Source organism: Paenibacillus sp. CB74, assembly GCF_055687625.1.
In genome coordinates this window covers 346,625-368,167 of sequence record NZ_JBVMUS010000002.1, presented here as the reverse complement: position 1 = coordinate 368,167, position 21,543 = coordinate 346,625, and the positions used below count along the sequence as shown (strand labels likewise).

Genomic DNA, 21,543 nt, shown 5'->3' with positions numbered 1-21,543 from the left:
CCATGGATTTAATTTTTGAGCTACATAATGGAGTCGTGTGCACTTCATGTGGAACCAAACTCTTTGGGTTGTTTGATTATCATGGGAAGCCCATCGCAAACTATGAAAAATACGTCCAAGATTTGCAGGCTGGGGTGAATGACGAATTTGTCTGTTCATTATGCGAGGATCACATTCAAATCGGGCAAAATTTCCACAAGTTAACCGTACCTTATGATGTGACTTGGACGTTAATTGATATCATTGGAAGCGACATTCAGCAGTGCGAACACTGTATGAGCGCTGAAATGCCATTCATAGTAGACACAGGTATATTCGGTAGATCCGTTGGCGAGTATCTTCATGAAGCACATGTTCCAGATGAACTGATTCCTGCTATTACCGACCTGGTCAACTGTAAATGCGGGTATGGGAGAGAGCCAGCGACCGGTAATAATCCAGAAGCCGGTATTTTCAAACAGACGGATGAGGTATTCACTAATCGTGATTTTCTCTTGGGCTTTGATGGGAAAAAATTCTTTCAGTTTGCAAAAAAATATAATGTAACGATTTTTGAAGACGATTTACTGGACTTCAAAAATCACCTCAAGAAGTCTCCATTATTCGGAAGTGATCATCCCGTAGGGAACGCCATTTATAAAATCCTTGAGGAACACTTCAAGTATGAGAATTATACTGTGGTGAAGCAGGGAGAACAAACATTGTATAGGGGACGTGCCCACGATAGCCTTGCCAAGCAATTTGAGTACCATCAACTGGGGGCGGCTCCACTTGGTAAGTCTTCTCATGGGCGGTATAACGCTATTGGTGTGCCGGTGTTCTATGCAGCAGATCAAAAGGAAGCTATTCCCTACGAGCTGCGGCCCAAGTATAACCAGTCCATAGATATCGGAACATTCCAAATTACGAAGAAAGAATTTAAGCTATTCGATATCGGCCATTTTGATTCTCACTTTATTGGCTTTTTTAATGAAATTACTTTAGATGAAAGTAATTTTAAAGAATCCTACTTACTACCGAATTTTATTGGCGCTTGTTGTAACAAGATCGGATACGATGGTGTAGTGTATAAAGGTGTTCATGAGGGTACTTCGAAAATTGCCTATACTAATTATGCCTTGTTTAACATGGAGATTGAACTTGATTTGACTCCATCTGCTAAAGTGGAGACCTATGACCTTACTTTTAATATCTCCATGCAAAAACGGGAATTCAAAAAGAACCTTGAACACCACTTTTGACCCCTGTATCTTGTCTGTAACATGATCTCGTGATACGATAAGCCTATTAAATCCAAACGACAATTATAGGCTACGACACGCGTCATCTAGCCATTCCAAATTAAACACATTTACATGTCTAAATCACCCAAAGGTGAAATTCTACCTTTTTCCGGAGATTAGACTGTGAATGTGTTTTTTTGTCGTTCCCGGATTTTCACAACCCATTGCTAAATTCCAAGGAGGAACATTCACATGCAAACTATGCAGAAGGAGAAAGCTAATCAACTCATCAATGATCTGTTAAACGGGACAACGTTACAAATGACTGGATTAGAGTATCTAGCGCTGTGCTTCTATATTGAGAGAAGTGGCTCACCCTTGAGTGAAAAAATGCAAGATCTGCGAAGCTCGGTTAATCGACCATTGTCCATGGGCCGTATTGGGTACTATGATATTTACTTCCTTCCCGAGGGAGAACTTTTGTCGGAAGCGAACGCGTCTGAAATCTTATTGAATGACCTTCATTACATGGGAATAAGACTGTTACGACAAACGAATCAACATTACCATTACTTTGGATTTTCTCCTCAAGGAAAAGGTGAAGAGATCCGCGTATCCCTCATAAAGGATGAAGCGGGATTGTTCCGAATTGAACAACGTTATCCGCGTGATCATTGGACATGCATCGGCTCATTTTAAATCGATGAAAGTAACAAGAGTATGAGTGTTGGTAAATGCGGATAATGCTATAATTCAATTAATTAATACTACATCCAAATTATCACTCGGGAGTGAGTTATATGAAAGCAGATGAACTATTCGAGATACGGAATGACAAGCCAATTGTGATGTTCAACAAATTGATTGAAATAACTGAATGTGACTTTGATGAAAACATGAAAGCTAGATTGGTTAACATGAGTGATGCTGAGAATGACTGTTATCGGCTTACTTTTGATTTTTCTGAATTCGAAGAATATAACAAAAAGCATGAAAAACCTACCTTTCGGGATCATCAAAATCATCCAACACTCACTTGGAGTGAAAGTAGATTCTATCCAGCGAATAAACTAGAAACTTTCTATATTGATCACGACTCAGAGATAGATTTTCTTCAGATCATACCTGAGCCTTTAATGACCAGTGATCCAGAACCCCCACATTTAAACAATCTCAACAAGGAATTCGATATCCCAGAAGAGGTAGAAGCCTTAGCCTGGGTTGTTGATCAGTTTGAAAAAGTACTACAGGGAGAGAAAGCTGCTAATGTGGAAGAATGTCTCTCACACGCTCATACAATTTTAGCCAAATACGAAAAATAATCAGGAGGAACTCATGTTAGAGAACATTAAAGCAGGGGATAACATCGAGATAGTCTTCAAACAAGATATCACGATTGCGCTTGTAAAAAACGTTTCCACATTAGGTGTTATCACACTGCAAGAGCCTTATAACAACCGTAAAAGGATCTACACAACAGATCATTACACCACTAAGGGCTTTCTGGTTTCGCACCTTGGCACAATGAATGGAACCTGCATCTCCATTAGACTTGCCAAAGCATGAGCTGGCATCTTTCAAAAGCTAATGACATCATCATGTGTGGAGAGTCAACTTCGAAAAAGTGGCATGGAAAACTAAAAATGGAGTGTACAATAAAATGCTAAATACAAATTTGCAAGTAACCTGTTCTGTGTGCAGGAATGAGAAGATAATCAAAATTAATCAATCTGACCTTGAAAGCTATCAAAATGGTAGTAATGCCCAGCATGCGTTTCCTTACTTGTCTGCTGCCGATAGAGAACTAATTATTTCAAATATTTGTGGACCTTGTTTTGGAAGTATGTTTGCTGATGAAGCATGAAACCGCATATATAAAGATTAACCACAACTTGTATGATGAGGCTTCCATGTACAAAGGTGATCTTTTGATTCTATTGATGAACCATGTTACTATGTAAACATTAAATTAGATTATTTCTAGGCTCCTGCATGCGCGAGAGAGCCCTTTAGAGCACATTCCAATTATGAACATATAAGTGAAAGTCAACTTATACGTCCAATTTGGAGTGTGCTTTTTCAATTTCAAGGAGGAATCGAAGATGGATTTAGAAGAACATCAATTACGCATTGAACGACTACGAAGTAAAAGCCGTAAGACCACAGAACAAGAGAATATGAATGCACTGATAGACGGAATAATTAACGATGAACTCTCTATCAAAGACGTACTGTCATTCACGACTATTCCTGAAAAGGAACTCGTAAGATTGATCGAAGAGCGCCAAGCCAAGTAAATCTTATAGTTTCTTACCCTCTGCACGGGGAAAATACATGTTCTCCCGTGCAGGAGGGGAACACTTGGAGAAATTTACGATGGATTATAATATAACTCGATTCAGTCAAGAACAACTTTACAAGCTTCAACATAATGTTCAAATGTATGCCACACACACAAATGGTCTACCACAGTCACATAGAGATGTTTTCACTAAAAAGGGATGGTTACTTCCATTTCTTTACGGTTACGATAGCTTACTATGGGGCCGCTGGGACTATTGGATGGATATAGTCGCAAAGGGAACGATTCAAGGTAGTGGTCCTATCCCTCAGATTACCTGGAGTAGTAAAGGCCAAACAGGTGTTACACAAACACTGAAGATGTTTGAAACATGCTTAAACCATCCGGAATCAACCATTCATACTTTTGCCGAGTGGCTGCTTTGGTCATTAAATACGTACGATGTGAAGGAACTTAAAATTTCGGAAGAGTTAAATGAACATTACTATAGAAAGTTTGATTTATTCCAGGTGCTTGATCATCCTTTTGATTATCTATCAGAAGCCCTGATGCACGAAACAGGAAAAGGGTATCATTCTGGCATGGGCTATTATCCGACACCGCTGTCATTAACTCAGTTGATGGCGTCATTAACGTATGGAGGAATAAACGCAGAGGATTACAAAAAGCAAACCGCTTACGATCCTTGTGTTGGTTGTGGGGCGTTATTACTTCCTGCCTCCAATTATTATCTTAGAGCATATGCGCAGGACATTTCACTTATTGCTACCCAATTATGTAAGATCCAATTTCTATTTTATGCACCATGGTTTGCTTATCCAGCTAATGTAAAAGGTTTTGATGAGGAGTCAGAACCCATCCAGGTCTCAATAAGTCCTGAAGGAGAAGGGCAGTTTGTATTCAATTTCGAAGAACTCATTACCTCATGAAGGAGATAGATCAAGATGACAAGAGTTACATTTAAAACATATGGTGAGATTAAACATATGTTTATCGAAGAAACCGAAGTAGAAGCCGTTGAAACGTGGGGTAACTTATGGGGTAGAAATAGTTTACATACTGAGATTATCCATGTAGGTAATGCAACGAGCACATCTGATTTCGGAGGATTTGTTAAACAATAATAGTAAGAAAAGATCCTGTCACTGACAGGATCTTTTTCTATTCGGAGAGATCATTTCTTTCGGATACTCTCCTGTTATTGTCGTAATCCTTCGGGTCGATAATTTCATCATGGCCAGATAAGAGCTCCGGATTAAACAGTTTTAAAGCGATGCCCATTCTCATAGGAAGGTTGAATTCTCCTAGCTTCGTTAAATATAAGAGCGACCCCGCACAATAGGTAGCATCGTCAACCTGATCGACTTTATCCGTTTTGTTGTAATCAATGGTTTTATGACAATGAAACGGGCGATCTTCGTGCAATGAGTGAATAATGTCTTGCATCCGGTTTGGATGAAGAGAGGGAAGCATGGTTCCATCCTTCCGGAACGGGCAATCCGCGCAAGGTTTCTTCAAGCTAAAAATACGATTAACATCCATATGTATCAACTTCCTTTAAACGATTTACAATCACTTCATTCCTTCTCACCTCAATTTTACTACACTATTAAGGCCAGAGATAATTTGCACACCATTTTTTTATAGTGATCTACTTCATTTCAAATAACGGAGGACATGTTTAAGATCAAAGTATAATTGAGAAGGGGAGTTTTAAGGATGAAATTCAAAAGGCTTTTCATTCTATGTGCAGCGGTTATGGTGGTTTGTGCTATGGCCATATTGCTAGCATTCATGAATAAAGAAGATTCACTCGATACCTTGCCGAATTATACCCTAGATAAAGAGAAAATCGTTGTGGACGGTTTTAACTATGAGAACCAACCTGTCTTAGGGTCACCTTTAGCAAAAGTTAAAGTAATTGAATTTGCTGATTTCAAATGTCCAGCTTGTCGAAATTGGTCTTCGGATCACTTTCAAACATTGAAGAGAGACTACATCGATACAGGTAAAGTACAGTTCTACTTTGCTAATTACGCGTTCCTTGATCGTGATTCATACCTTGCTGGTATAGCTGGGGAAGCCATATACCAACAGAGTAATGAGAAGTTTTGGGAGTTCTATGAACTGCTATATCAAAACCAGGGTGACCCAACGACCATATGGGCCACACCTAAATTTTTAGTTGACCTGGTTGAGCAAAACATGGAAGGGATCGATATGGAGCTCTTTCAAAAGAACCTAAAGAATTTTGATTACTTACACCAGGTCAAGGAAGATTACAAAATAGGTGGCTACTACGGCGTAAATGGTACACCTACCTTTTTCATCAACGATCAAATTGTCAGAATTTCCTCTTATGAGGACTTGTTTAGACAAATCGATACCGTAATAGAATAGCATGAAGAAGCCCACCTGCAGCTGGTGGGCTTTTTTCGTTCTTACATGTGGAGCTGACTTTCATTACTCGATTACAAGAGGTACAGGTACAATAGAGAACATTATATGTGTTTTCGTTCGAGGAGGACTTAAAATTACGTACGTATTGTTGGTACTTGCTGTCATAGGTTTTGTTGTTTCTTCTATGAAGATGTCTCGTCTAATTAAGAACTACCAGGCCACTGATCATCACTGGTATAACCTTAGTTACTGTCTGTTTTCCTGTGGTATCCATGTCCTGTTATTTTGTGCGTTTGTACCGGTACCAGCAAATTGGATGAAATAAACACCGTGCCCGAAAAACCCGTTTATCTCATCTTATACTATTCCCCCGAGGTGAGCTGGAGACTTTAAGATCGTGCACGTTAGGTTTCAATTTAACCAAGTAAAATGGTTTTCCATCAAATCGCATTTCTTCTACATTGTATGATCTATCCTTCAGGGTAGATCCAAAAATTGATAACTATAAAAAGAATTCTCCAATAAATACATACCAAGGAGTTGGAACAATGTTTAGTTTTGAATATTCAGTCACTATAGATGCATCTCAAATAAAGGGAATCCAACTAACATGTAAGATCAGTTACAGTGATCCTGTATTTGAGCAGAGAATCATTAACATTTTGAATAACCAGAGTCTTTATTTTTATGTTGATGATGAAGAAGGAACTTGGTTGACTAAAAAATTAGGGGACGAAATAAATATGAAAATTTTCTTAAGTTATCATTTTTTTAATTTTAGAAAAATTAACGATGAATTCAGACAAAAAGAAATATTAATCCCTGTGAAATATTTTGAAAATCTAGAACGAGTAAAGTATCTATTCGAAAAGAAGATAAATAAAGTATTCAAGAAGGAAATCAAATATTTTAATAAGCTAAACGCAATAAATAAAGGTTACAATTAGAATTTCAAATTTTAGAAATATGGAGGTAGGTGACTTTATGGAAAATATCGCACAAAAATATTTTGGGAATATGGCTGAAGAACTTCAAAACAGTCCAATTATGAATAGGTTAGGATCTGGAAAGAGCTTTTTGCGGGCCGAAAATCCGAATACCACAGAATACTTGTTCTTTGAAGAAGTTCTAAAGCTTTACCGTTCAGGCACTCATTTAGAATGGATTGTGCTTCACGATGAAGATGGTAAAGAAGTGCTGAGGTTTCGGAATAACTCTTTGTACTTCGTCACTGTAGTTGAGAATGGTTCCACCACAGATACTCGTAAAACAGAATTCATTCTGCCTATTAACCAAATTGCAAATGGTAAATGGTCAATTATCGCTGATGCCACTTACCGCAAGGGTGATCGAGTAGAACTTACATCTTCAGGTTTTGAGGATAGAGGTTACTTTTCTGGCGATACAGGCGTTGTAATTGAGACTCGTGAAGATAGATACACTCAAGACATACATGTTCAATGGGACAATGGTGCGGAAACGTGCTGGATATCAGCAGAGGACTTCGTATAATAACTATGGATATACTCAACCTCAGAGAATTTCACATCATATCCATTGCCAAAAACGAACACGACTTCCAGAGCAAAGATTCCAAAGGAACTCCAATCTGCTTTTGAGCCTCTTACAAAGGCCATGACGAATTGGGAGTCTCTGAACAGCCCTTATACGTGTAATGAACCGTTTGGGCAGAGGATACTTCTTTGAAGCCCTTAGAGCCAAGATGCTCTTTACAGAGGGTCTTGCAAAGATACGTAAGCCAAAGTACCAAATTCCACCTTGATTGAGAAATTGGAGAAGGGTGAGTTATAGGCCCTTTTCCACTATAAAATCCGAATACCCAAAAAGTTTAAATGAGGTGTACGCTCATTTAAACTTTTACTGTCTTATAATTTGCTGTCTGTTTCCTGCGCGATCCATATCCTGTTATTTTGTACTTTTGTTGCGGTACCGGCGAATTAGATAAAATAAACACCGAACCCGAAAAACCCGCTTAGCTCATCTTGTACTCTTCATCTTGTTGTCTTAAATATTCACGAATAGCAGCAGATGATCGATGTAATCCCCCCATATGAATTGGCAGTTTCAGACCTTCTGCAAATTCAGTAAACTTCAACCAGGAAAAGTCGATGTTTTTTCTTACTCGGTTGCTTCTAAATTGTATTATGTGTCCATCACTTGATTTGGATGAAGTAAATTTAGTGATCTCTCGATCTAGATCAGCTATTTTAGGATCATTTCGGCACTTTCGGTGTAGCTCGTTTATATAATCTTCTTTTGTCTTATGAGCACAAAATACATTGTTGTGAGCATTTAAGAAAAATAGCTGATTCAGTTGATCAACTTCTTTTGCTTTTCTCAGCCAAAGAATATTATTGTCTTGATGAGGAATATGGTAAATGTCCTGGTCGTAGAGGAGAAGGCACACATGTGGAGAAAGGGGGATAAAGAATTGCGCTCCCCTACTTATGTTTCCAAATCCCCCGTAATACTTCTTTTTTAGATAAAATGAATTATACCTGACCACAGGATGATCGGATGTTATAAATTGTCTTGTCCCACCCGTTCTCTCTATAATTAATAGAGGTTCTAAATCAAGGACCAGTTCAAGACTCTCTATGGCTTGTTGGATGGCCAAATTAGCTGGCTCATTTAAAGTTATTTGAAATTTATCCAAATCAACATCCTTAAACTGAGGGTTTAATTCGATGCTTGATTTCAGGACACTGTCTACCGTGTTGTTGAGCGAATCGGCTGTCTTCAAGTGCCGCGCTTCACTGATTAAAACAAATAATATAAGATTTAAGTAATCCTCTAGGTCATCAGGAAGGGTGTTCGTTTTTAGAATATATTGAATAATTAGAGCTGCTGGGGTTTCATTTTTTTCACCCAAAAAATTCTCTATTTGATTGTCAGCTCCGTAGAAATTATTTCTTTGACACATGTTCTTAATAGAAGCTTCACTTACAAACAATCCTCTAGATAGATTAAAGCTTGCGATAGACTTTCTATTTTCAGAGAAGTTCCTCAGATAAAACTTAGGTACATAGTGTTGCCTGTTTTTCTCAGCCATCATATTCACCCAATCTCTATGATATTGATCTCACCTAAAAGATGTATACCAGGTTAACTCAGATTATGCATAATCTCTTGATAAATGATATCCTATCATGCCTATATTAAAACAAACAAAAAAAGTTTAAATGAGCTGTACGCTCATTTAAACTTTTAACCGGCTTATAATTTTCTTGCGATTGACCTTAAATTCTTCCTTTAGATCTTTATTATAGGTAACGACTATAGAGAAAGTTCCTGATCCATGTTCAACAATCTGCATATATTCGACTTCACGTTTTTCTTTCAGAATCGTTGAATGAATCATACTTAATGCATCCACCAAATTAATCTCAGACTTCATTTTGAGAGCTGTGAACAGGTATGTAATTCCACAAATAAAAAGAACCAATAAAGGTATCCATCTTATCCATGGAATAATCTCAAATAAATATTGAACATCATCGACCCACCAAATATAAAATACACTTACTAAAATTAAGACTGCATAAAATTGATACTTTATTAGTTTGTGTTCAATCAAGTCATTAGACATTTTATCATCCCCTAAGTTAACTATATTGTTTATGTTATTAACGGAACATATCTCCGTTCTATAATCACTTTTCTTTCAACCGTAAACAATTCACTATGTCCTTCAGAAAATTCAACTAATATTAAGAACTTTTCACCTGTTTGATCCATAAGCTGCACAAATCTAGTCTTACCACCTTCGTCCAGAATAGTTTTCCTCACTACTCTTATAGAATCGAACATCTTTTTTTGTGGATTTGCTAGATGTATAGAGATTTTGTACACTATCCCACTAAAAATAAGAAGAATGAAAGGCAGCCACCTAATATCAAACAATGAAGAGGATGCGAGTAGAAATTGAAGATCTATGCACCATGCATAATATATGCTTACTATGATTATGCATAAATAAAATTGATACTCCATTAATTTGTGTTCAATAATGTTCCTAAACAATTCTGATTCCTCCAGGTGAATTTTCGTATAATTATCATACCTCAGATACCATTTCTTGTACATTTCACCCGAAGCTGACTTCAAGCTTCAATTTTCCTTGTTAATGTGATAGGATATCAACATATATTTTATTTTTTTATTGGATTCTGACATGCGTTAAGAATCATGTTTAAATCACCTTTAAAGCGTTTCTTCGAGATTATGATCAACCATATGGTTGAATTTCGCTTTGCGATCATACTCTGGGAGAAGCGCTTTTTTGCGTTTTCATCACAACCCAAATCATTTAAAGGAGAAAATTATGCAAACTGAATCAAACAACATCACCCCAACCTTCATCGGCTTATCTCACCAATTTCACAATGTACATTCGGAAACGCTAGTGCCAGTCTCCGATGGAAACACTCTGGGGACAGCTATGGATGCTCTCTTACGGAGTAGTCAGTTACAAGACATGGTTTACTTCTACACCCAAATCGATAATTTGTGGGTGATTTACTCTGGAGACCTTAATCATGAGACTAACACATCGAATTCAATTGGGATCGTTGCTGCAATTGAGATCGCAGAGGGAGAATATGATTATCGGGTTAATTTGATTAATGGTTTCACGTATACACATGATATCAATCTGGCGACTATCTTTCCTATCAATCAGCATTCATTAAGAAAAGATAGTAGCGAGATTCTTGTGCCCGTTACTCAAGTAAGTGGTCAATTAAAAAGAATATTCTAAATCAATCAAAAATAGAAAGAGGAACATCAATCATGAATTATAACATCACTGCAGGTTCAATCGTCGTGACAGCTGACTCACGTTACTTAGTAATCTCAGCTTTGGAGCAAACCGAATATAAATACATAACAATAGGAGAAGGGGAATGGTCACTCTGTGAGTCAACCTTCTCAACTCCACTGGATCTGCTTCTTCATCTTCAGAAGAATTCCGACATCATACGTGTCATTTCAGATGAAGATGTATTACCTTTGATTCCATGGGGGGACGAAGGAGACAAAGACCAAATTAATCCGGACCAAGGACCTTTCTTAATAAGGGTGAGGGATAAAGAGCACTTCATCTACTTATCTGAATGTAGTGGTGAAGAAGGCTATACTGATGATATTGATCAGGCTAGATTGTTTATCCATTACAGCGAGTTACCACCGTTACGGAGAGATGAAGAGGTATGTTTTGCTCCAGACCATCTGCCACAACGCATAGTGTCCATCCAAGGGTATTCTTATATCTATAACATCGAGACCAATGCAACTTCCATAGTCTTCGACAAGATCATATCTAAAATATCTCAAACAGATACTACCTATTCTGATGATGACATTCTACCTGAGCTGATTGCTCATGGTTTTACTGCTGTCAAAGTCGAGAAATATTGCCCAAATCCAGATCAAGTAATTCCTTTTAAGTGGTAGATCATAAAAGTATAAAAGACAACCTTCTATAATAGAAGGTTGTCTTTTTGTGTTTATATTTTAATTGAGTGGGGGGCCAGTTTCACTAATACTCCATACTTACATCCGGTTGAAGTAATGGAATGGTGACTACCTCTTGTGTATGTTGATTGTAGGTTAATATTGTAGCTTCAGATGGAATGTTTGCATCATTAAGTTCGATAAGCACAACATGCCCCCTGTACGATAAGAGGTTAACTTGATGGGCTGTATCCTCCGGTAGAGGAGGTAGCACAATTTTAGAAATCTCTGAACGATATGCATTTGATGAGCTGGCTATGAAGCGATCAAGCTTATCCTGCACGGTATCCCAGGCTTGTTTCAGACGCTTAAGATACCCATCAGACTCTTGCCACGAACCGGATGCTTTCAACCCTGCATAGTAAAGGAATCTATCTTCTAGAGAATCATAAAAGTATCCGGAACCCCATTGGGTGGGATAGCACTTTCCTGCAATAATACCCTGTTGATCTACCCATTCATCAGGTACATTCGATTCCAAAATATACGTATCATTGCTTTCAACCAAATATTGTTCTCCGAACATGTTCTACTCCTTTTAAAGCGAAATATCAATAAGAGTTCATCGTACTCTTAACGTACATTTTTCGAGGGATAGAGTCAAATTCAGGAAGAACGTTTGAGTATTGAGTTGATTACTGAAGATTAGAATAGGAACTCAAATCAAGTTTCTTACCAAGTTTTTGCTCGGCAGCTTCTTGAATCTCTAAGACTAAATCTGGGCAATTCGTTCCCTTATATATTTGGTATGTTGTATTCATAACCTTGAGTAAATCATAATATTCTGCCTCATCTAGGCTTTCTAAGGTTACCATCCGTTTGATGAGGCTAAATCTCGAATATGCCTCTGTATAAGTATCCGACTGTGAGTAGTATCTGAAAATTAACTTCACCAAATCCTGAGGTCTTTTTAATACATCTGTCAATTTTTTATAGGCTCTCAGACAGATTAAAGTGATTGTTCGACCTTGGAGATATTCCGTTGTATTAATGAGGTGTTGATCCAAACTTGCACTCAGGAAAACTGATCTCACATAGAATGTCTGTTTTTTCTTTATGTTCTCTTCAATATCTTTTTGTATATCCTTATCAAGTAATCTGAACAGGCGTGGATTAACAATGAAAAATTCAATCATTTTACTAAGTTGATCATGATTAGGGATAACTTTACTATAGAATACTTGGTCACTCGAAACGCAACGGAATACTATTTCTGGATATAAGTTGGTTATCAAATGAAGTGTCCGTGCATTTACAACTCGGTTCTGATTGCACAAATCATCCTCTAACTTAAAAGTATACTTCCAAAGCTTCTTGAATAAACTCTCAATCGCCTTTTCATTCAAGTCTTTCAAGTACCTATGTATAAACATATGGTCGTATTCGGTATCCTCGTCAGCTCTTGCGTATAATTCAGGCATTCTATTCTTAATAATATCGTCTACCAGCCTTGCAGTGTGAACCGACGACTTTGTCAGAACCCCCTCGAGCATACTTCGTATATGAGCCCTAACGTCTTCTTTAGAGGGTGTAAATAGTGTGTTTTCTTCAGTATCCAGTATGTTAGGATGTGAAGAAAGATTTCGCTGAATTTTCAAATGATCAATAGCTGCTTTATCTCCCATCTCAAGAAGTTTGGTTTCCTTAAAAACTTTATCCACTAAATCGCTCTCCCATTTCGAAGAGAATTTCTCTGGATTTTTATTTTTTTCTGCATCTACCTCACGCAGAATTTGCGCTGCGCCTTGATCATTCTCGCGCTCAACCTGATCTTTTAACTTGAAGACCAAATCTGAGATAACGATGGTATACAATGATGCCACGGCAGACCTATAATTACCGATTGCGTACGAACTCATAACCTCACGAAAATATTCTTTGGTTTTGGGATGTGAAATTTTTTCTGAAGCTAAATCAATTGAATAATCTTGCATGATGGAATCCCCCTAAGCGATGCCTTCATTAAAAGGCTATCTGATATGTATTGGTATTGCTTTACTTCATCAAACCATGAAGCTAACCAATCAACTTTTATTGTACACGTAATCCTTAAGCTATGTCCGTAAACTTGAACGGCAAGTTCTAGGTAATTCATTCTAAAATATAAGCATAGATGCTGATGTACCACTAACAGTGTGATATAATCAAACATAACTCACAACATTTTTGATTGGTTACGGCATGCGCCTTAATAACCTATATTCATATCCAAAAGCACTTCTAACTAGTGATGAATCTACAACTGACAAAATCAGTTTGATTATCTCTGGAGAGAAGTGCTTTTTTTGTCGTGGGCACATTTTACTTATAGAGAGGAACTTACACCATGAATACTGATCTAACCAGAGGAAATAATCTATTCGATGTACCTCATAAACTAGGCACACCCGAAGGTGTCTGCTATACCTTCTCGGTACCGGAATTTATCGAGAGCACTAAAACCATGACCTTAGATCGATTTGGTAAAGAACTACACTTCAATGTACATTCAGATTCACAAGGATATCTAGCTCTTGAGCTGAGCCAACCTGCTCAGGCCATCGAAGTGGGTGATCGTCCCTATGTTGTTCCTTCATTCCAATTTCTCCTGGATAGTGGTTACAGAGTTCATCAACCACATTTATTAGCGATAGATTTTGTTGCCCTCATTTTCAACATTTCAGTACAATATGTGGACTGGATATTGTTAGACAGAAAAACACAAGTTATTGAAGTGAAAATATTGAATCAACCAAAGGAACAATTTTTTGTCGTTATACATCCATCTAATCCTGACTTCCTGCGGTGTGGCAGAGTCAAGCCAAACCCAAATGGGTTCATGGATAGTCTACTCTTAGAATTCAGCGATCAATCCGTAGCCCAAATGTTTAAGCATCAGATTGTGGAAGTTGAATCTAGAGATTATGATTACTTATTGAGCGTCCTAGAATCCAAAGAACACGTTCGAAGCATTTTGAGCAAATACACAACGTCATTGGAATATGAGTATTATCTTGAAACTTCTATAGATAGCCAAGCATACATGACCCTCTATGAAGTTTCTCCATTATTCACAGCAACGTACGATGGATCGATGATAGCTTTTAATCAGCATGAGCAAGTTCTGAACAGTATTAATGCGAATGAAAACTCCAATTTGGTCAAAATCACATTTGAAGAATTTTCAAATTTATCAAATGAGATAGCCAGCAACATGGACCCTTCGGATGATGATTTCAAACTTTCATCTGATCAGAAAATAACCATAAATCATTTAAAAAATGTACTGTTTGAACTCAGTAAAAGTTGTGATTCCGATGAGCAATTTAACGACTGGTTATCCCGTAAGAAGTGGTTTACTCGGAGCATAGATGACTTGCTTGCAGACATACAGGATTGATCCTCTTCACCCCTTGTAAGCTATAAAAACTTGAATAGCCCTGGTACTCTGTTCCAGAGTGCCGGGGTTATGAGTGCGATGGATCAGATAAGCATCAGGTAGGAGAGACCCTAGCAAAACTAAGTTAAGTTAAGTTAACTTAGTTTAATTTAACTTCTCCTTTTAAGATGAAATTTGACTACATCCGTAGAAAAAAGCATAATGGATAAAACACAATGAACGAACCTAAAGGGAAGCACCCTGCGACATTTCGCGGGGTGCTTTTTCTGTTTTTATAGAAAATATCCATATAGGAGGACTTACATATGTTTAACGAGAAAATCATTGAATTGTACTTAAGCGAGATTGAGTATTTGAATAATTCATACCGAGAAGTGTGCGCCTATAGCGAAGACCTGAACTGGATCAATACAGAAATCTTAAAGGCAGAAAGCTCAAAGATTATTGAATCTGATTATGTGCAGTCATTGTTCAAATATAAAAAGCAATTAGAAGATCGTGTAAAGAGAAATACCGCGTATCGAATTGACCGTGATAAAGGACATCTAATGGGGTGTATATCCGAGCTTGCAAATAAACGAATCACAGTCGGGCCAGAGGAAACGGAACCCGCGTATTGAATGGGTTTCTAAAGGAAGGAAATGAGTTTTACTGTTGCTGGATTGCTAAACCATCATGTGATATAGTAAATCAAAATCATATTGAACACACATCAGAAGCACTGATGACAACTAATCCCAGTAGGGATTTTTCTGTCTTCGGTGCTTTTACTTTTTGTTTATTAAATATACAATAGGAAGGAGAAGCAACAATGATGGAGGAGACGGCGATGAATGCAATCCGTAATACGTTGCGGCAGGAATCTCAGAATTTAATTGAAGTTAGACTTGAACTTCGAAGATTAAATCTTATTCAATCGGCTATTGATGATCAATTAGCCCCCCAAATACAAATGGCCGCAAAAAAACTTGTTAAACATAAAACCATGCAGCTAAATCTACAATTCACTTCACTCGGTCAAGAGTTTAATCAGCTAACTCGCCAAATCACTGAGGATGAGCGTAATGGTACTCCTATACATGAAGTAAAATATCAAGCGTTTTATACGATGGAACTAGAGTATAAAATACTGGAAAGAGCACTAGAAATCAAAAAAATTGAGAACCGAAAGATTCCGGATACACCGATCGAAACCAACTTAATTGAGCACGGGTTATTTGGTGCAGGATCACATTCAAAAGAAGTGATGAAACGAAAGTTCACGGGTGGAGTGGTCCAACAAACCAGAAACGGTTTTCGACGGCTGTATTACGAAAACAACAACGGTGTCTTTCTAGGTACGTTTGATGCTAAAGTGTTAGCAGGACTAACCAAATTATATTTTGAAAATGGAAAGCAGCAGCAATTTTCTTTTAACTTCAATGAGTTGGTAAGAGCTATGGATACGGACCCTTCAGGTAAAGAATACATTGAGTTATATGAGAGTCTGGTTAATATCTCTAGAACTCAAATCATCATGGAAGAATACTATATGCCTGGTAATAAGGTAAGACAACGGACATTATTGTACCATCCTCTGGACACCGTAGAATTTATATTACGGGAGGGTGAGGAACCTGGTAAAGAAAGAGCAGCGAGTGTATCATTTCACAACTTGATACACAAATCACTTCAAGCCGGTAATTTCTTGCATATGAACGTAGTTTTATTTAATGATTTCCACAAGCCGATTACAAAATTACTTTACGTAAACATGATTAATTCATGTGCCCAAAATATTACCAGTTATCATGTTGATACTTTAACTCAACACCTCAATCTTCAAACTAAGAACAAATCACTGGTAGTCAACGGCCTAGTAGAGGCATTTCAGGAGCTTAAAGTAATGGGCGTTATCAATTCGTTCAATATTACTTATGGAGCCAGAAAGAGTGTACAATATATCAATTTCGAACCTGGAGACCTGCTACAGCTACAAAATAAATTTCCAATTGAAATTGACTCCAATATGGATTCAATCCATGAATCCTTTCAGCTTGATCAGCAACAGCATGAATCCTTTCATGAATCCTTTCAATTACTATTTGACCAAAAAAAATGAACTGCTAATTGATAGCAGTTCATTTTTTGGCGCTTTGATAAATTATTTTTATTGGGGTGATAAAAATGATAGATGAATTTATTCATAAACAACTATATACTGAACCCCGAAGTGAACTATATACTGAGCCCCGTCCTATATACTGAACCCCTAACCAAACTATATACTGAACCCCGTCCTATATACTGAACCCCTAACCAAACTATATACTGAACCCCGTCTTATATACTGAACCCCGAACTATATACTGAACCCCCAGGCGAACTATATACTGAACCCCGATTGACCAATTGTTTTTAGTAGTGATATTGTCATGGTATAGACCTGTGGATGATTCGACTTGTTTCGCAAGTTATACACAGGTGGATAAATAAAAAGAGCCCTTTAACAAAGGACTCTGTGTGGATATCGATGTGCTACCAACACAGGATATCCAAGTATTCCATTTAGGAGATCACCGGCAGCCACCAGATCTCTCAATCAAAGCTTGCTTTCCTCGAAAAAAGTCGAGAAGAGTAGGCCTGCTTTCTTGTTGTCTTATAATTATATTTTAGCAAAATAGACGTTTGAAGTCCATACATAATCAACTGGTAAAAGGAGGTGTATAAAAGCATGTACGATCTTATTATGGGTAACAAACAGGGCGTAGAACATAGTATTCCTACTTCACCAGTCAAAATAACATCATTATTTATCAACGCACTCTTTGATATCAATCTGAATTTTTCTTCACGTGAGACATTTTCGTTCCGTGATGGAGGGACGGAAAGATTAAAGGATCATGTTACCCATGCTGATCTGCAGTTAGCTTTTATACTCTTCCGCTGCTGTAATACCTATGGTTATCTTGAGCTCACTAACCGTAAAGCCATCTATCGTAGGTTAGAGTTAGAATTTGAGGTTCCCATCAGTGAAGGCCAGTTCTATGTTGCTATAGAGAAGTTCATTGCTCATCAACTGATTAAAACAGAAAAGAGTTCAGACGGAGATACCAGGTATAGACTCAACTATTTTATGAATGAGAAAAAAAATACCATAGGCCATTATGTGCTGTTCCATCCTTTTGTTTTCTCAAAAGCGTTCCATGAGCTTACCCTTGCCGAGAAAAAGCTTATTATCTCGGCGTATACCCAAACTAGTGGAAGTAGCCATAAAGTAATCACCCGAAATTTGAAGCAAAAATTCGGGTCGTTTAAGCATGTCCAATTTTCCGGATTGCTTCTCTTTTTGCATAAAACGCAAAGAAGTCATGTTTCCAGCTTATTGGATAACTTTAAATCTATTGTGGTGCCTGTGAGTCATATGACCAGAACACACTTGTTCGAATGCTCTGAGCTTCAGAAAGCCACCATAGGCTATAAGGCAGTGTTAAAATTCAATCCCGAATTCTTGATCCCCGTGAGGAAAGAAGATCCTACCAGTTACTTCAAACCTATCGATGCTTGTGCTATGTTCACCAAGTTTTATGCGTTCTTGAAGAGAGAAGCAGATGCATATGGTGTTGGAGATATCCTGGCAGATCGTGAAATTGCAAACAGACTAGTGAAAAGCTTGCGCTTTTCTAGCAAACGTCTCATTCGGTATGCACTTCATGAGTTAAAATCTTATACGAAAACAAAGGGAAGTATTCCAAGGAATCCTGAATTCTTCATCAAAGATCAAATCACAGAGAAGTTTAACCACCTACTGTCTGACGTTTTGACTAAATCTGGCGCGCATGAGTTTGTACGTTTCCCAGAAACGAAAGAAGAAGATGTTAAGGATCGTTATTTCACTTTCTCGTATGCAGCAGCTAAATCTAAATTAGGGATTAAAAAGTTAAGAGCTCACTTAACTGAGGTGGTACATGATCTGTCTAATCGCTATCCCATTAAAGCATGGGAAAAAGCGGATTATGGAGCACCACCCGAATCACATCCCTACCAGGAACTATCGAGGTATATCAACCTTGATTATGTAAAAGAACAAGCCGTGTCCCAGAAGGTTGATCCGTTCTATTACGCAGATCTTGAGTATAATGCGTCCATCGCCATTCGAAACAAAGATCCAAAACATGTGGAAGAATGGATCATAGGCGAGATCAGCAGACTACCTAAGAGCCCTGGCCAACGGGCATTACCATACAATTTCAGACTTGAGAAATATATATTCCCCGATATTATCTCCTAGCCGCTCTCAAAAAAATTAATTTTTGAGGGCTATTCGACGTTATTCTCCTGGCTACTTCCTATCATAAATCTCATCGATGCACAGAAAATCATACTTCATTATTTATCATCATCATCTCTTGTTATCCGACTCACTAAAATAGAAAAAGTTATTCACATCCAAACTGCCACATTTTCATATTAATCCAAGTTAAAATAAGTACATATATTGTGCATAAGTTCACATAAATCTAGAAATCTAGTAACCTGAGATGAAAATGTTGCAAAATCATATTTTACCAAGTTAATTATTGTTATTAAAACGATTAGATCACTAAATCAATATCACTTTGTTTTATATGTATAAGATAGAAGGTAAACTCGCTTTTATATTCCACAACCTTACTTAAAACTTTGTTTAATATAGTGGTTGGTCTCCTAAACCCTTGATCCTACAGGCTTTTTTGCACAATATCACGTCTAGTATCTATTTCTTTATAGTGTCTATTACCTTATCTTTAATATCTTATTAATACCTTAATCATCATAAGCATATTCCATCTCAATCTTCTCAAATTCACCATTCTTCGAAAAAGAGCTTTTCAAGATGAAAAGGTTATATAAATATACTTTGCTTTACAAATAAATAGCACCTATGAAATAATAAAAACATTATTAAAAAAATATCATTACATAAAGGGAAGCACCCTTAAACAACATTGATCTCATGGGGAGATTAGTTTGTGTTGTTTAAGGGTGCTTTTTCTATTTTGAAAGGGGAAGGTAATATGAACACAACAAATCAACGAGTTTTTCTTCACAACATGTACTTTTACAAACGCAGCTTCAACTTCGAGGTGTACACGCTGCTTCAGGCTATGATCAATTGTAACGTCAATGTACTTGTTAATGGTGTAAAAGGAGCTGCAGTAAACGATCTACTCAAATCTTTGTTTGACGCAAAGAATCAATCAGGCTCCACTCTAACGATTGGTACTGATCTGAAACACTTATATCCTAAGCGCAACATTAAACACATGGAAAGAGACGATCAAATTAACGAGGTTGATGTATCCGGAGTAAACACAATGCTCGTGAACGGTGTGAATCAGACTAATTTGAGACTATTTCTGAAGATGTGTAAAGATTCCCAAGGTATTGGTTCGCTGGAAGGAAAAACTCTTAATTATGCGCTGGATGAACTTGTTGATTTAATGGACGACAAATCTAGTCTCGAGGACATTGCTGCTATTGATTTTGTTCTTACAATTGAGTCATCCAAACTGGTATCAATGTCAGAGGTAATCTTAGAGGAAGGGGAATTAAAGTTAAGACCTTTTGCAGAGTACATTGGCGGGAACGAATATCGCTTCACGAATAACGTATCAGAGCAAAAATTGATTCAAATGAAAGAAACAAATTATGAAGAGGCCGAGCGATTTACTCAATCTCTCAGCACCTACCAGAATGAGCTACCGGAGCATGTTTCTTCGAGGAATCAATATTTTCAGGCACAATAAACAGATACTCCGAAGTCATAAAAAAAGAGAGGTTTTATCCTCTCCTGGTGCATTACTTTCTTCTATCGTAATCCGTAACATGTACTAGTTCATACTCATAGGCTCTTCTAAACAAATCTTCAGCTGATATGCCTGATGAGGAGATTTGTGCGACAATTCTCTTTGCCTCCAGATCGGTATGAGCATTCAGCTGCTCAGGGAGTTTAAACAATAACACGATGAAATTTCTTATTTTTGATTTGTACAGAGTGGTAACGTCAATGCATTCCTCTATCGTGTTATCGAATCCAGTCCAAATATCAGCGATGATAAAGGATGAATTATAGTCAAAGCTAATCGCTAGGAACTTTTGATCAGCGGAAAACGCTGAAGAATCAGATGTTCTACAAAGGAAAGCTCTTTGGGCCAAAAGCATAATATCGTCTTTTGATAACGATGATAGTAATTGTGTTTTTTCAGAAGGTGGACCTGGTTTACTGAGCACTTGATAGATTTCATTCATATTTTGTAACGACATGTTAGTGTGATTCCTCCATAAATTCAATGTGAACACATTATAGCTGAGGTTTTAAAATTCGAGTAATGATCAACTGAGATCTACTCCTGGTTAAATTGCTTTTGTAACAATTGAAAGTATTTATTCGTCTCAATCATTTCATTTTTCGTCAGGTAAACTAATAGTTTACGGTCAGACAGTACCTTAATTTCGGCCTTCTCTTCATCAGATAAAACTCTATTCTCAGAAATAGTAGTGATTAGGACCTCACGAAAATTTGCTTCTTTCTGACCTTTAATCTTTTTAGATTCACGATAAGATGATGTGAATTTGATAATGAGTAAGACAATAATGCTTGAGATGATGATCAAATTTAGCAAATCGGGAACACTCCTTATTTTTTTACTCGATCTCTGTACTTCCGAGAGTATCTTATAAAA

The 21,543-nt window shown here is 37.3% G+C and carries 25 protein-coding genes and 1 pseudogene; 19 read left to right on the top strand and 7 right to left on the bottom strand.

Features of this window, described 5'->3' with window-relative positions:
* The first annotated feature begins 2 nt into the window (after window positions 1-2).
* The 8 genes from ACX9NY_RS31905 (at window position 3) to ACX9NY_RS31870 (ending at window position 4,649) form a co-directional block, all read left to right on the top strand.
* Entirely contained in the window at window positions 3-1,241 is a 1,239-nt protein-coding gene (locus ACX9NY_RS31905) for an RES family NAD+ phosphorylase (protein ID WP_472479609.1), read from the top strand.
* A gap of 234 nt (window positions 1,242-1,475) precedes the next feature.
* Window positions 1,476-1,922: a hypothetical protein gene (locus ACX9NY_RS31900; protein ID WP_472479607.1), complete on the top strand. Its 447-nt coding sequence runs from the start codon at window positions 1,476-1,478 to the stop codon at window positions 1,920-1,922.
* Window positions 1,923-2,023: 101 nt separating this feature from the next.
* On the top strand, window positions 2,024-2,545 hold the full coding sequence (locus tag ACX9NY_RS31895) for a hypothetical protein (protein WP_472479605.1): 522 nt from the start codon (window positions 2,024-2,026) through the stop codon (window positions 2,543-2,545).
* A gap of 13 nt (window positions 2,546-2,558) precedes the next feature.
* The gene (locus ACX9NY_RS31890; RefSeq protein ID WP_472479603.1) at window positions 2,559-2,789 is read left to right on the top strand and encodes a hypothetical protein; all 231 of its coding nucleotides are present in this window, start codon (window positions 2,559-2,561) and stop codon (window positions 2,787-2,789) included.
* A gap of 94 nt (window positions 2,790-2,883) precedes the next feature.
* Window positions 2,884-3,087, top strand: a complete 204-nt coding sequence (locus tag ACX9NY_RS31885) for a hypothetical protein (protein ID WP_472479601.1) — start codon at window positions 2,884-2,886, stop codon at window positions 3,085-3,087.
* Between the two features lie 238 nt (window positions 3,088-3,325).
* Window positions 3,326-3,520 (top strand): hypothetical protein, encoded by a 195-nt coding sequence (locus tag ACX9NY_RS31880; protein ID WP_472479599.1) that lies wholly within the window; start codon window positions 3,326-3,328, stop codon window positions 3,518-3,520.
* A gap of 64 nt (window positions 3,521-3,584) precedes the next feature.
* Window positions 3,585-4,454 (top strand): N-6 DNA methylase, encoded by an 870-nt coding sequence (locus ACX9NY_RS31875; RefSeq protein WP_472479597.1) that lies wholly within the window; start codon window positions 3,585-3,587, stop codon window positions 4,452-4,454.
* Window positions 4,455-4,469: 15 nt separating this feature from the next.
* On the top strand, window positions 4,470-4,649 hold the full coding sequence (locus ACX9NY_RS31870) for a hypothetical protein (protein WP_264932588.1): 180 nt from the start codon (window positions 4,470-4,472) through the stop codon (window positions 4,647-4,649).
* A gap of 37 nt (window positions 4,650-4,686) precedes the next feature.
* Here ACX9NY_RS31870 and ACX9NY_RS31865 read toward each other — a convergent pair whose 3' ends face one another.
* Window positions 4,687-5,067, bottom strand: a complete 381-nt coding sequence (locus ACX9NY_RS31865) for a hypothetical protein (RefSeq protein ID WP_472479595.1) — start codon at window positions 5,065-5,067, stop codon at window positions 4,687-4,689.
* Between the two features lie 177 nt (window positions 5,068-5,244).
* Between ACX9NY_RS31865 and ACX9NY_RS31860 the strand changes: the two genes are divergently transcribed.
* From ACX9NY_RS31860 to ACX9NY_RS31845, 4 genes and pseudogenes are all read left to right on the top strand, one after another.
* Window positions 5,245-5,925 carry a DsbA family protein gene (locus tag ACX9NY_RS31860; RefSeq protein ID WP_472479593.1) on the top strand — a complete coding sequence of 227 codons (681 nt, stop codon included), beginning with the start codon at window positions 5,245-5,247 and terminating at the stop codon, window positions 5,923-5,925.
* 548 nt (window positions 5,926-6,473) lie between these two features.
* Window positions 6,474-6,872 (top strand): hypothetical protein, encoded by a 399-nt coding sequence (locus ACX9NY_RS31855; RefSeq protein ID WP_472479591.1) that lies wholly within the window; start codon window positions 6,474-6,476, stop codon window positions 6,870-6,872.
* A 37-nt stretch (window positions 6,873-6,909) separates the two neighbouring features.
* Entirely contained in the window at window positions 6,910-7,437 is a 528-nt protein-coding gene (locus ACX9NY_RS31850) for a hypothetical protein (protein WP_472479589.1), read from the top strand.
* Between the two features lie 69 nt (window positions 7,438-7,506).
* Window positions 7,507-7,696 (top strand): annotated as a pseudogene (locus tag ACX9NY_RS31845) (ISL3 family transposase); the annotation flags it as partial.
* Between the two features lie 222 nt (window positions 7,697-7,918).
* On the opposite strand, the gene ACX9NY_RS31840 reads toward ACX9NY_RS31845, so the two are convergent.
* Window positions 7,919-9,001: a DUF4238 domain-containing protein gene (locus ACX9NY_RS31840; RefSeq protein WP_472479587.1), complete on the bottom strand. Its 1,083-nt coding sequence runs from the start codon at window positions 8,999-9,001 to the stop codon at window positions 7,919-7,921.
* A 144-nt stretch (window positions 9,002-9,145) separates the two neighbouring features.
* Window positions 9,146-9,535 (bottom strand): hypothetical protein, encoded by a 390-nt coding sequence (locus ACX9NY_RS31835; protein WP_472479585.1) that lies wholly within the window; start codon window positions 9,533-9,535, stop codon window positions 9,146-9,148.
* A 735-nt stretch (window positions 9,536-10,270) separates the two neighbouring features.
* Between ACX9NY_RS31835 and ACX9NY_RS31830 the strand changes: the two genes are divergently transcribed.
* Both ACX9NY_RS31830 and ACX9NY_RS31825 read left to right on the top strand, forming a co-directional pair.
* A complete protein-coding gene (locus tag ACX9NY_RS31830) occupies window positions 10,271-10,705 on the top strand; it encodes a hypothetical protein (protein WP_472479583.1) in 435 nt (144 codons plus the stop codon).
* Window positions 10,706-10,737: 32 nt separating this feature from the next.
* Window positions 10,738-11,400 (top strand): hypothetical protein, encoded by a 663-nt coding sequence (locus ACX9NY_RS31825; RefSeq protein WP_472479581.1) that lies wholly within the window; start codon window positions 10,738-10,740, stop codon window positions 11,398-11,400.
* Window positions 11,401-11,485: 85 nt separating this feature from the next.
* Here ACX9NY_RS31825 and ACX9NY_RS31820 read toward each other — a convergent pair whose 3' ends face one another.
* Window positions 11,486-11,986: a hypothetical protein gene (locus ACX9NY_RS31820; RefSeq protein ID WP_472479579.1), complete on the bottom strand. Its 501-nt coding sequence runs from the start codon at window positions 11,984-11,986 to the stop codon at window positions 11,486-11,488.
* Window positions 11,987-12,095: 109 nt separating this feature from the next.
* Complete coding sequence (locus tag ACX9NY_RS31815; RefSeq protein ID WP_472479577.1) at window positions 12,096-13,394, bottom strand: hypothetical protein; 1,299 nt, start codon at window positions 13,392-13,394, stop codon at window positions 12,096-12,098.
* Window positions 13,395-13,786: 392 nt separating this feature from the next.
* Between ACX9NY_RS31815 and ACX9NY_RS31810 the strand changes: the two genes are divergently transcribed.
* From ACX9NY_RS31810 to ACX9NY_RS31790, 5 genes are all read left to right on the top strand, one after another.
* Complete coding sequence (locus ACX9NY_RS31810; protein ID WP_472479575.1) at window positions 13,787-14,839, top strand: hypothetical protein; 1,053 nt, start codon at window positions 13,787-13,789, stop codon at window positions 14,837-14,839.
* 305 nt (window positions 14,840-15,144) lie between these two features.
* On the top strand, window positions 15,145-15,459 hold the full coding sequence (locus ACX9NY_RS31805) for a hypothetical protein (RefSeq protein WP_472479573.1): 315 nt from the start codon (window positions 15,145-15,147) through the stop codon (window positions 15,457-15,459).
* Between the two features lie 191 nt (window positions 15,460-15,650).
* Window positions 15,651-16,940 carry a hypothetical protein gene (locus tag ACX9NY_RS31800; RefSeq protein ID WP_472479571.1) on the top strand — a complete coding sequence of 430 codons (1,290 nt, stop codon included), beginning with the start codon at window positions 15,651-15,653 and terminating at the stop codon, window positions 16,938-16,940.
* 612 nt (window positions 16,941-17,552) lie between these two features.
* Window positions 17,553-19,109, top strand: a complete 1,557-nt coding sequence (locus ACX9NY_RS31795) for a hypothetical protein (RefSeq protein ID WP_472479569.1) — start codon at window positions 17,553-17,555, stop codon at window positions 19,107-19,109.
* Window positions 19,110-19,830: 721 nt separating this feature from the next.
* Window positions 19,831-20,607 carry a hypothetical protein gene (locus ACX9NY_RS31790; RefSeq protein ID WP_472479567.1) on the top strand — a complete coding sequence of 259 codons (777 nt, stop codon included), beginning with the start codon at window positions 19,831-19,833 and terminating at the stop codon, window positions 20,605-20,607.
* 52 nt (window positions 20,608-20,659) lie between these two features.
* Here the strand turns inward: ACX9NY_RS31790 and ACX9NY_RS31785 are convergent, their stop codons facing one another.
* On the bottom strand, window positions 20,660-21,124 hold the full coding sequence (locus tag ACX9NY_RS31785; protein WP_472479565.1) for a hypothetical protein: 465 nt from the start codon (window positions 21,122-21,124) through the stop codon (window positions 20,660-20,662).
* An 80-nt stretch (window positions 21,125-21,204) separates the two neighbouring features.
* Complete coding sequence (locus ACX9NY_RS31780; RefSeq protein WP_472479563.1) at window positions 21,205-21,483, bottom strand: hypothetical protein; 279 nt, start codon at window positions 21,481-21,483, stop codon at window positions 21,205-21,207.
* Window positions 21,484-21,543: the final 60 nt, after the last annotated feature.

Coding starts and splice junctions, on each gene's coding strand:
- ACX9NY_RS31815 (WP_472479577.1), bottom strand. CDS start 13,394: ATGCAAGATTATTCAATTGATTTAGCTTCAGAAAAAATTTCACATCCC.
- ACX9NY_RS31850 (WP_472479589.1), top strand. CDS start 6,910: ATGGAAAATATCGCACAAAAATATTTTGGGAATATGGCTGAAGAACTT.
- ACX9NY_RS31890 (WP_472479603.1), top strand. CDS start 2,559: ATGTTAGAGAACATTAAAGCAGGGGATAACATCGAGATAGTCTTCAAA.
- ACX9NY_RS31855 (WP_472479591.1), top strand. CDS start 6,474: ATGTTTAGTTTTGAATATTCAGTCACTATAGATGCATCTCAAATAAAG.
- ACX9NY_RS31795 (WP_472479569.1), top strand. CDS start 17,553: ATGTACGATCTTATTATGGGTAACAAACAGGGCGTAGAACATAGTATT.
- ACX9NY_RS31785 (WP_472479565.1), bottom strand. CDS start 21,124: ATGTCGTTACAAAATATGAATGAAATCTATCAAGTGCTCAGTAAACCA.
- ACX9NY_RS31880 (WP_472479599.1), top strand. CDS start 3,326: ATGGATTTAGAAGAACATCAATTACGCATTGAACGACTACGAAGTAAA.
- ACX9NY_RS31900 (WP_472479607.1), top strand. CDS start 1,476: ATGCAAACTATGCAGAAGGAGAAAGCTAATCAACTCATCAATGATCTG.
- ACX9NY_RS31905 (WP_472479609.1), top strand. CDS start 3: ATGGATTTAATTTTTGAGCTACATAATGGAGTCGTGTGCACTTCATGT.
- ACX9NY_RS31860 (WP_472479593.1), top strand. CDS start 5,245: ATGAAATTCAAAAGGCTTTTCATTCTATGTGCAGCGGTTATGGTGGTT.
- ACX9NY_RS31865 (WP_472479595.1), bottom strand. CDS start 5,067: ATGGATGTTAATCGTATTTTTAGCTTGAAGAAACCTTGCGCGGATTGC.
- ACX9NY_RS31870 (WP_264932588.1), top strand. CDS start 4,470: ATGACAAGAGTTACATTTAAAACATATGGTGAGATTAAACATATGTTT.
- ACX9NY_RS31885 (WP_472479601.1), top strand. CDS start 2,884: ATGCTAAATACAAATTTGCAAGTAACCTGTTCTGTGTGCAGGAATGAG.
- ACX9NY_RS31810 (WP_472479575.1), top strand. CDS start 13,787: ATGAATACTGATCTAACCAGAGGAAATAATCTATTCGATGTACCTCAT.
- ACX9NY_RS31840 (WP_472479587.1), bottom strand. CDS start 9,001: ATGATGGCTGAGAAAAACAGGCAACACTATGTACCTAAGTTTTATCTG.
- ACX9NY_RS31835 (WP_472479585.1), bottom strand. CDS start 9,535: ATGTCTAATGACTTGATTGAACACAAACTAATAAAGTATCAATTTTAT.
- ACX9NY_RS31805 (WP_472479573.1), top strand. CDS start 15,145: ATGTTTAACGAGAAAATCATTGAATTGTACTTAAGCGAGATTGAGTAT.
- ACX9NY_RS31800 (WP_472479571.1), top strand. CDS start 15,651: ATGATGGAGGAGACGGCGATGAATGCAATCCGTAATACGTTGCGGCAG.
- ACX9NY_RS31895 (WP_472479605.1), top strand. CDS start 2,024: ATGAAAGCAGATGAACTATTCGAGATACGGAATGACAAGCCAATTGTG.
- ACX9NY_RS31825 (WP_472479581.1), top strand. CDS start 10,738: ATGAATTATAACATCACTGCAGGTTCAATCGTCGTGACAGCTGACTCA.
- ACX9NY_RS31820 (WP_472479579.1), bottom strand. CDS start 11,986: ATGTTCGGAGAACAATATTTGGTTGAAAGCAATGATACGTATATTTTG.
- ACX9NY_RS31830 (WP_472479583.1), top strand. CDS start 10,271: ATGCAAACTGAATCAAACAACATCACCCCAACCTTCATCGGCTTATCT.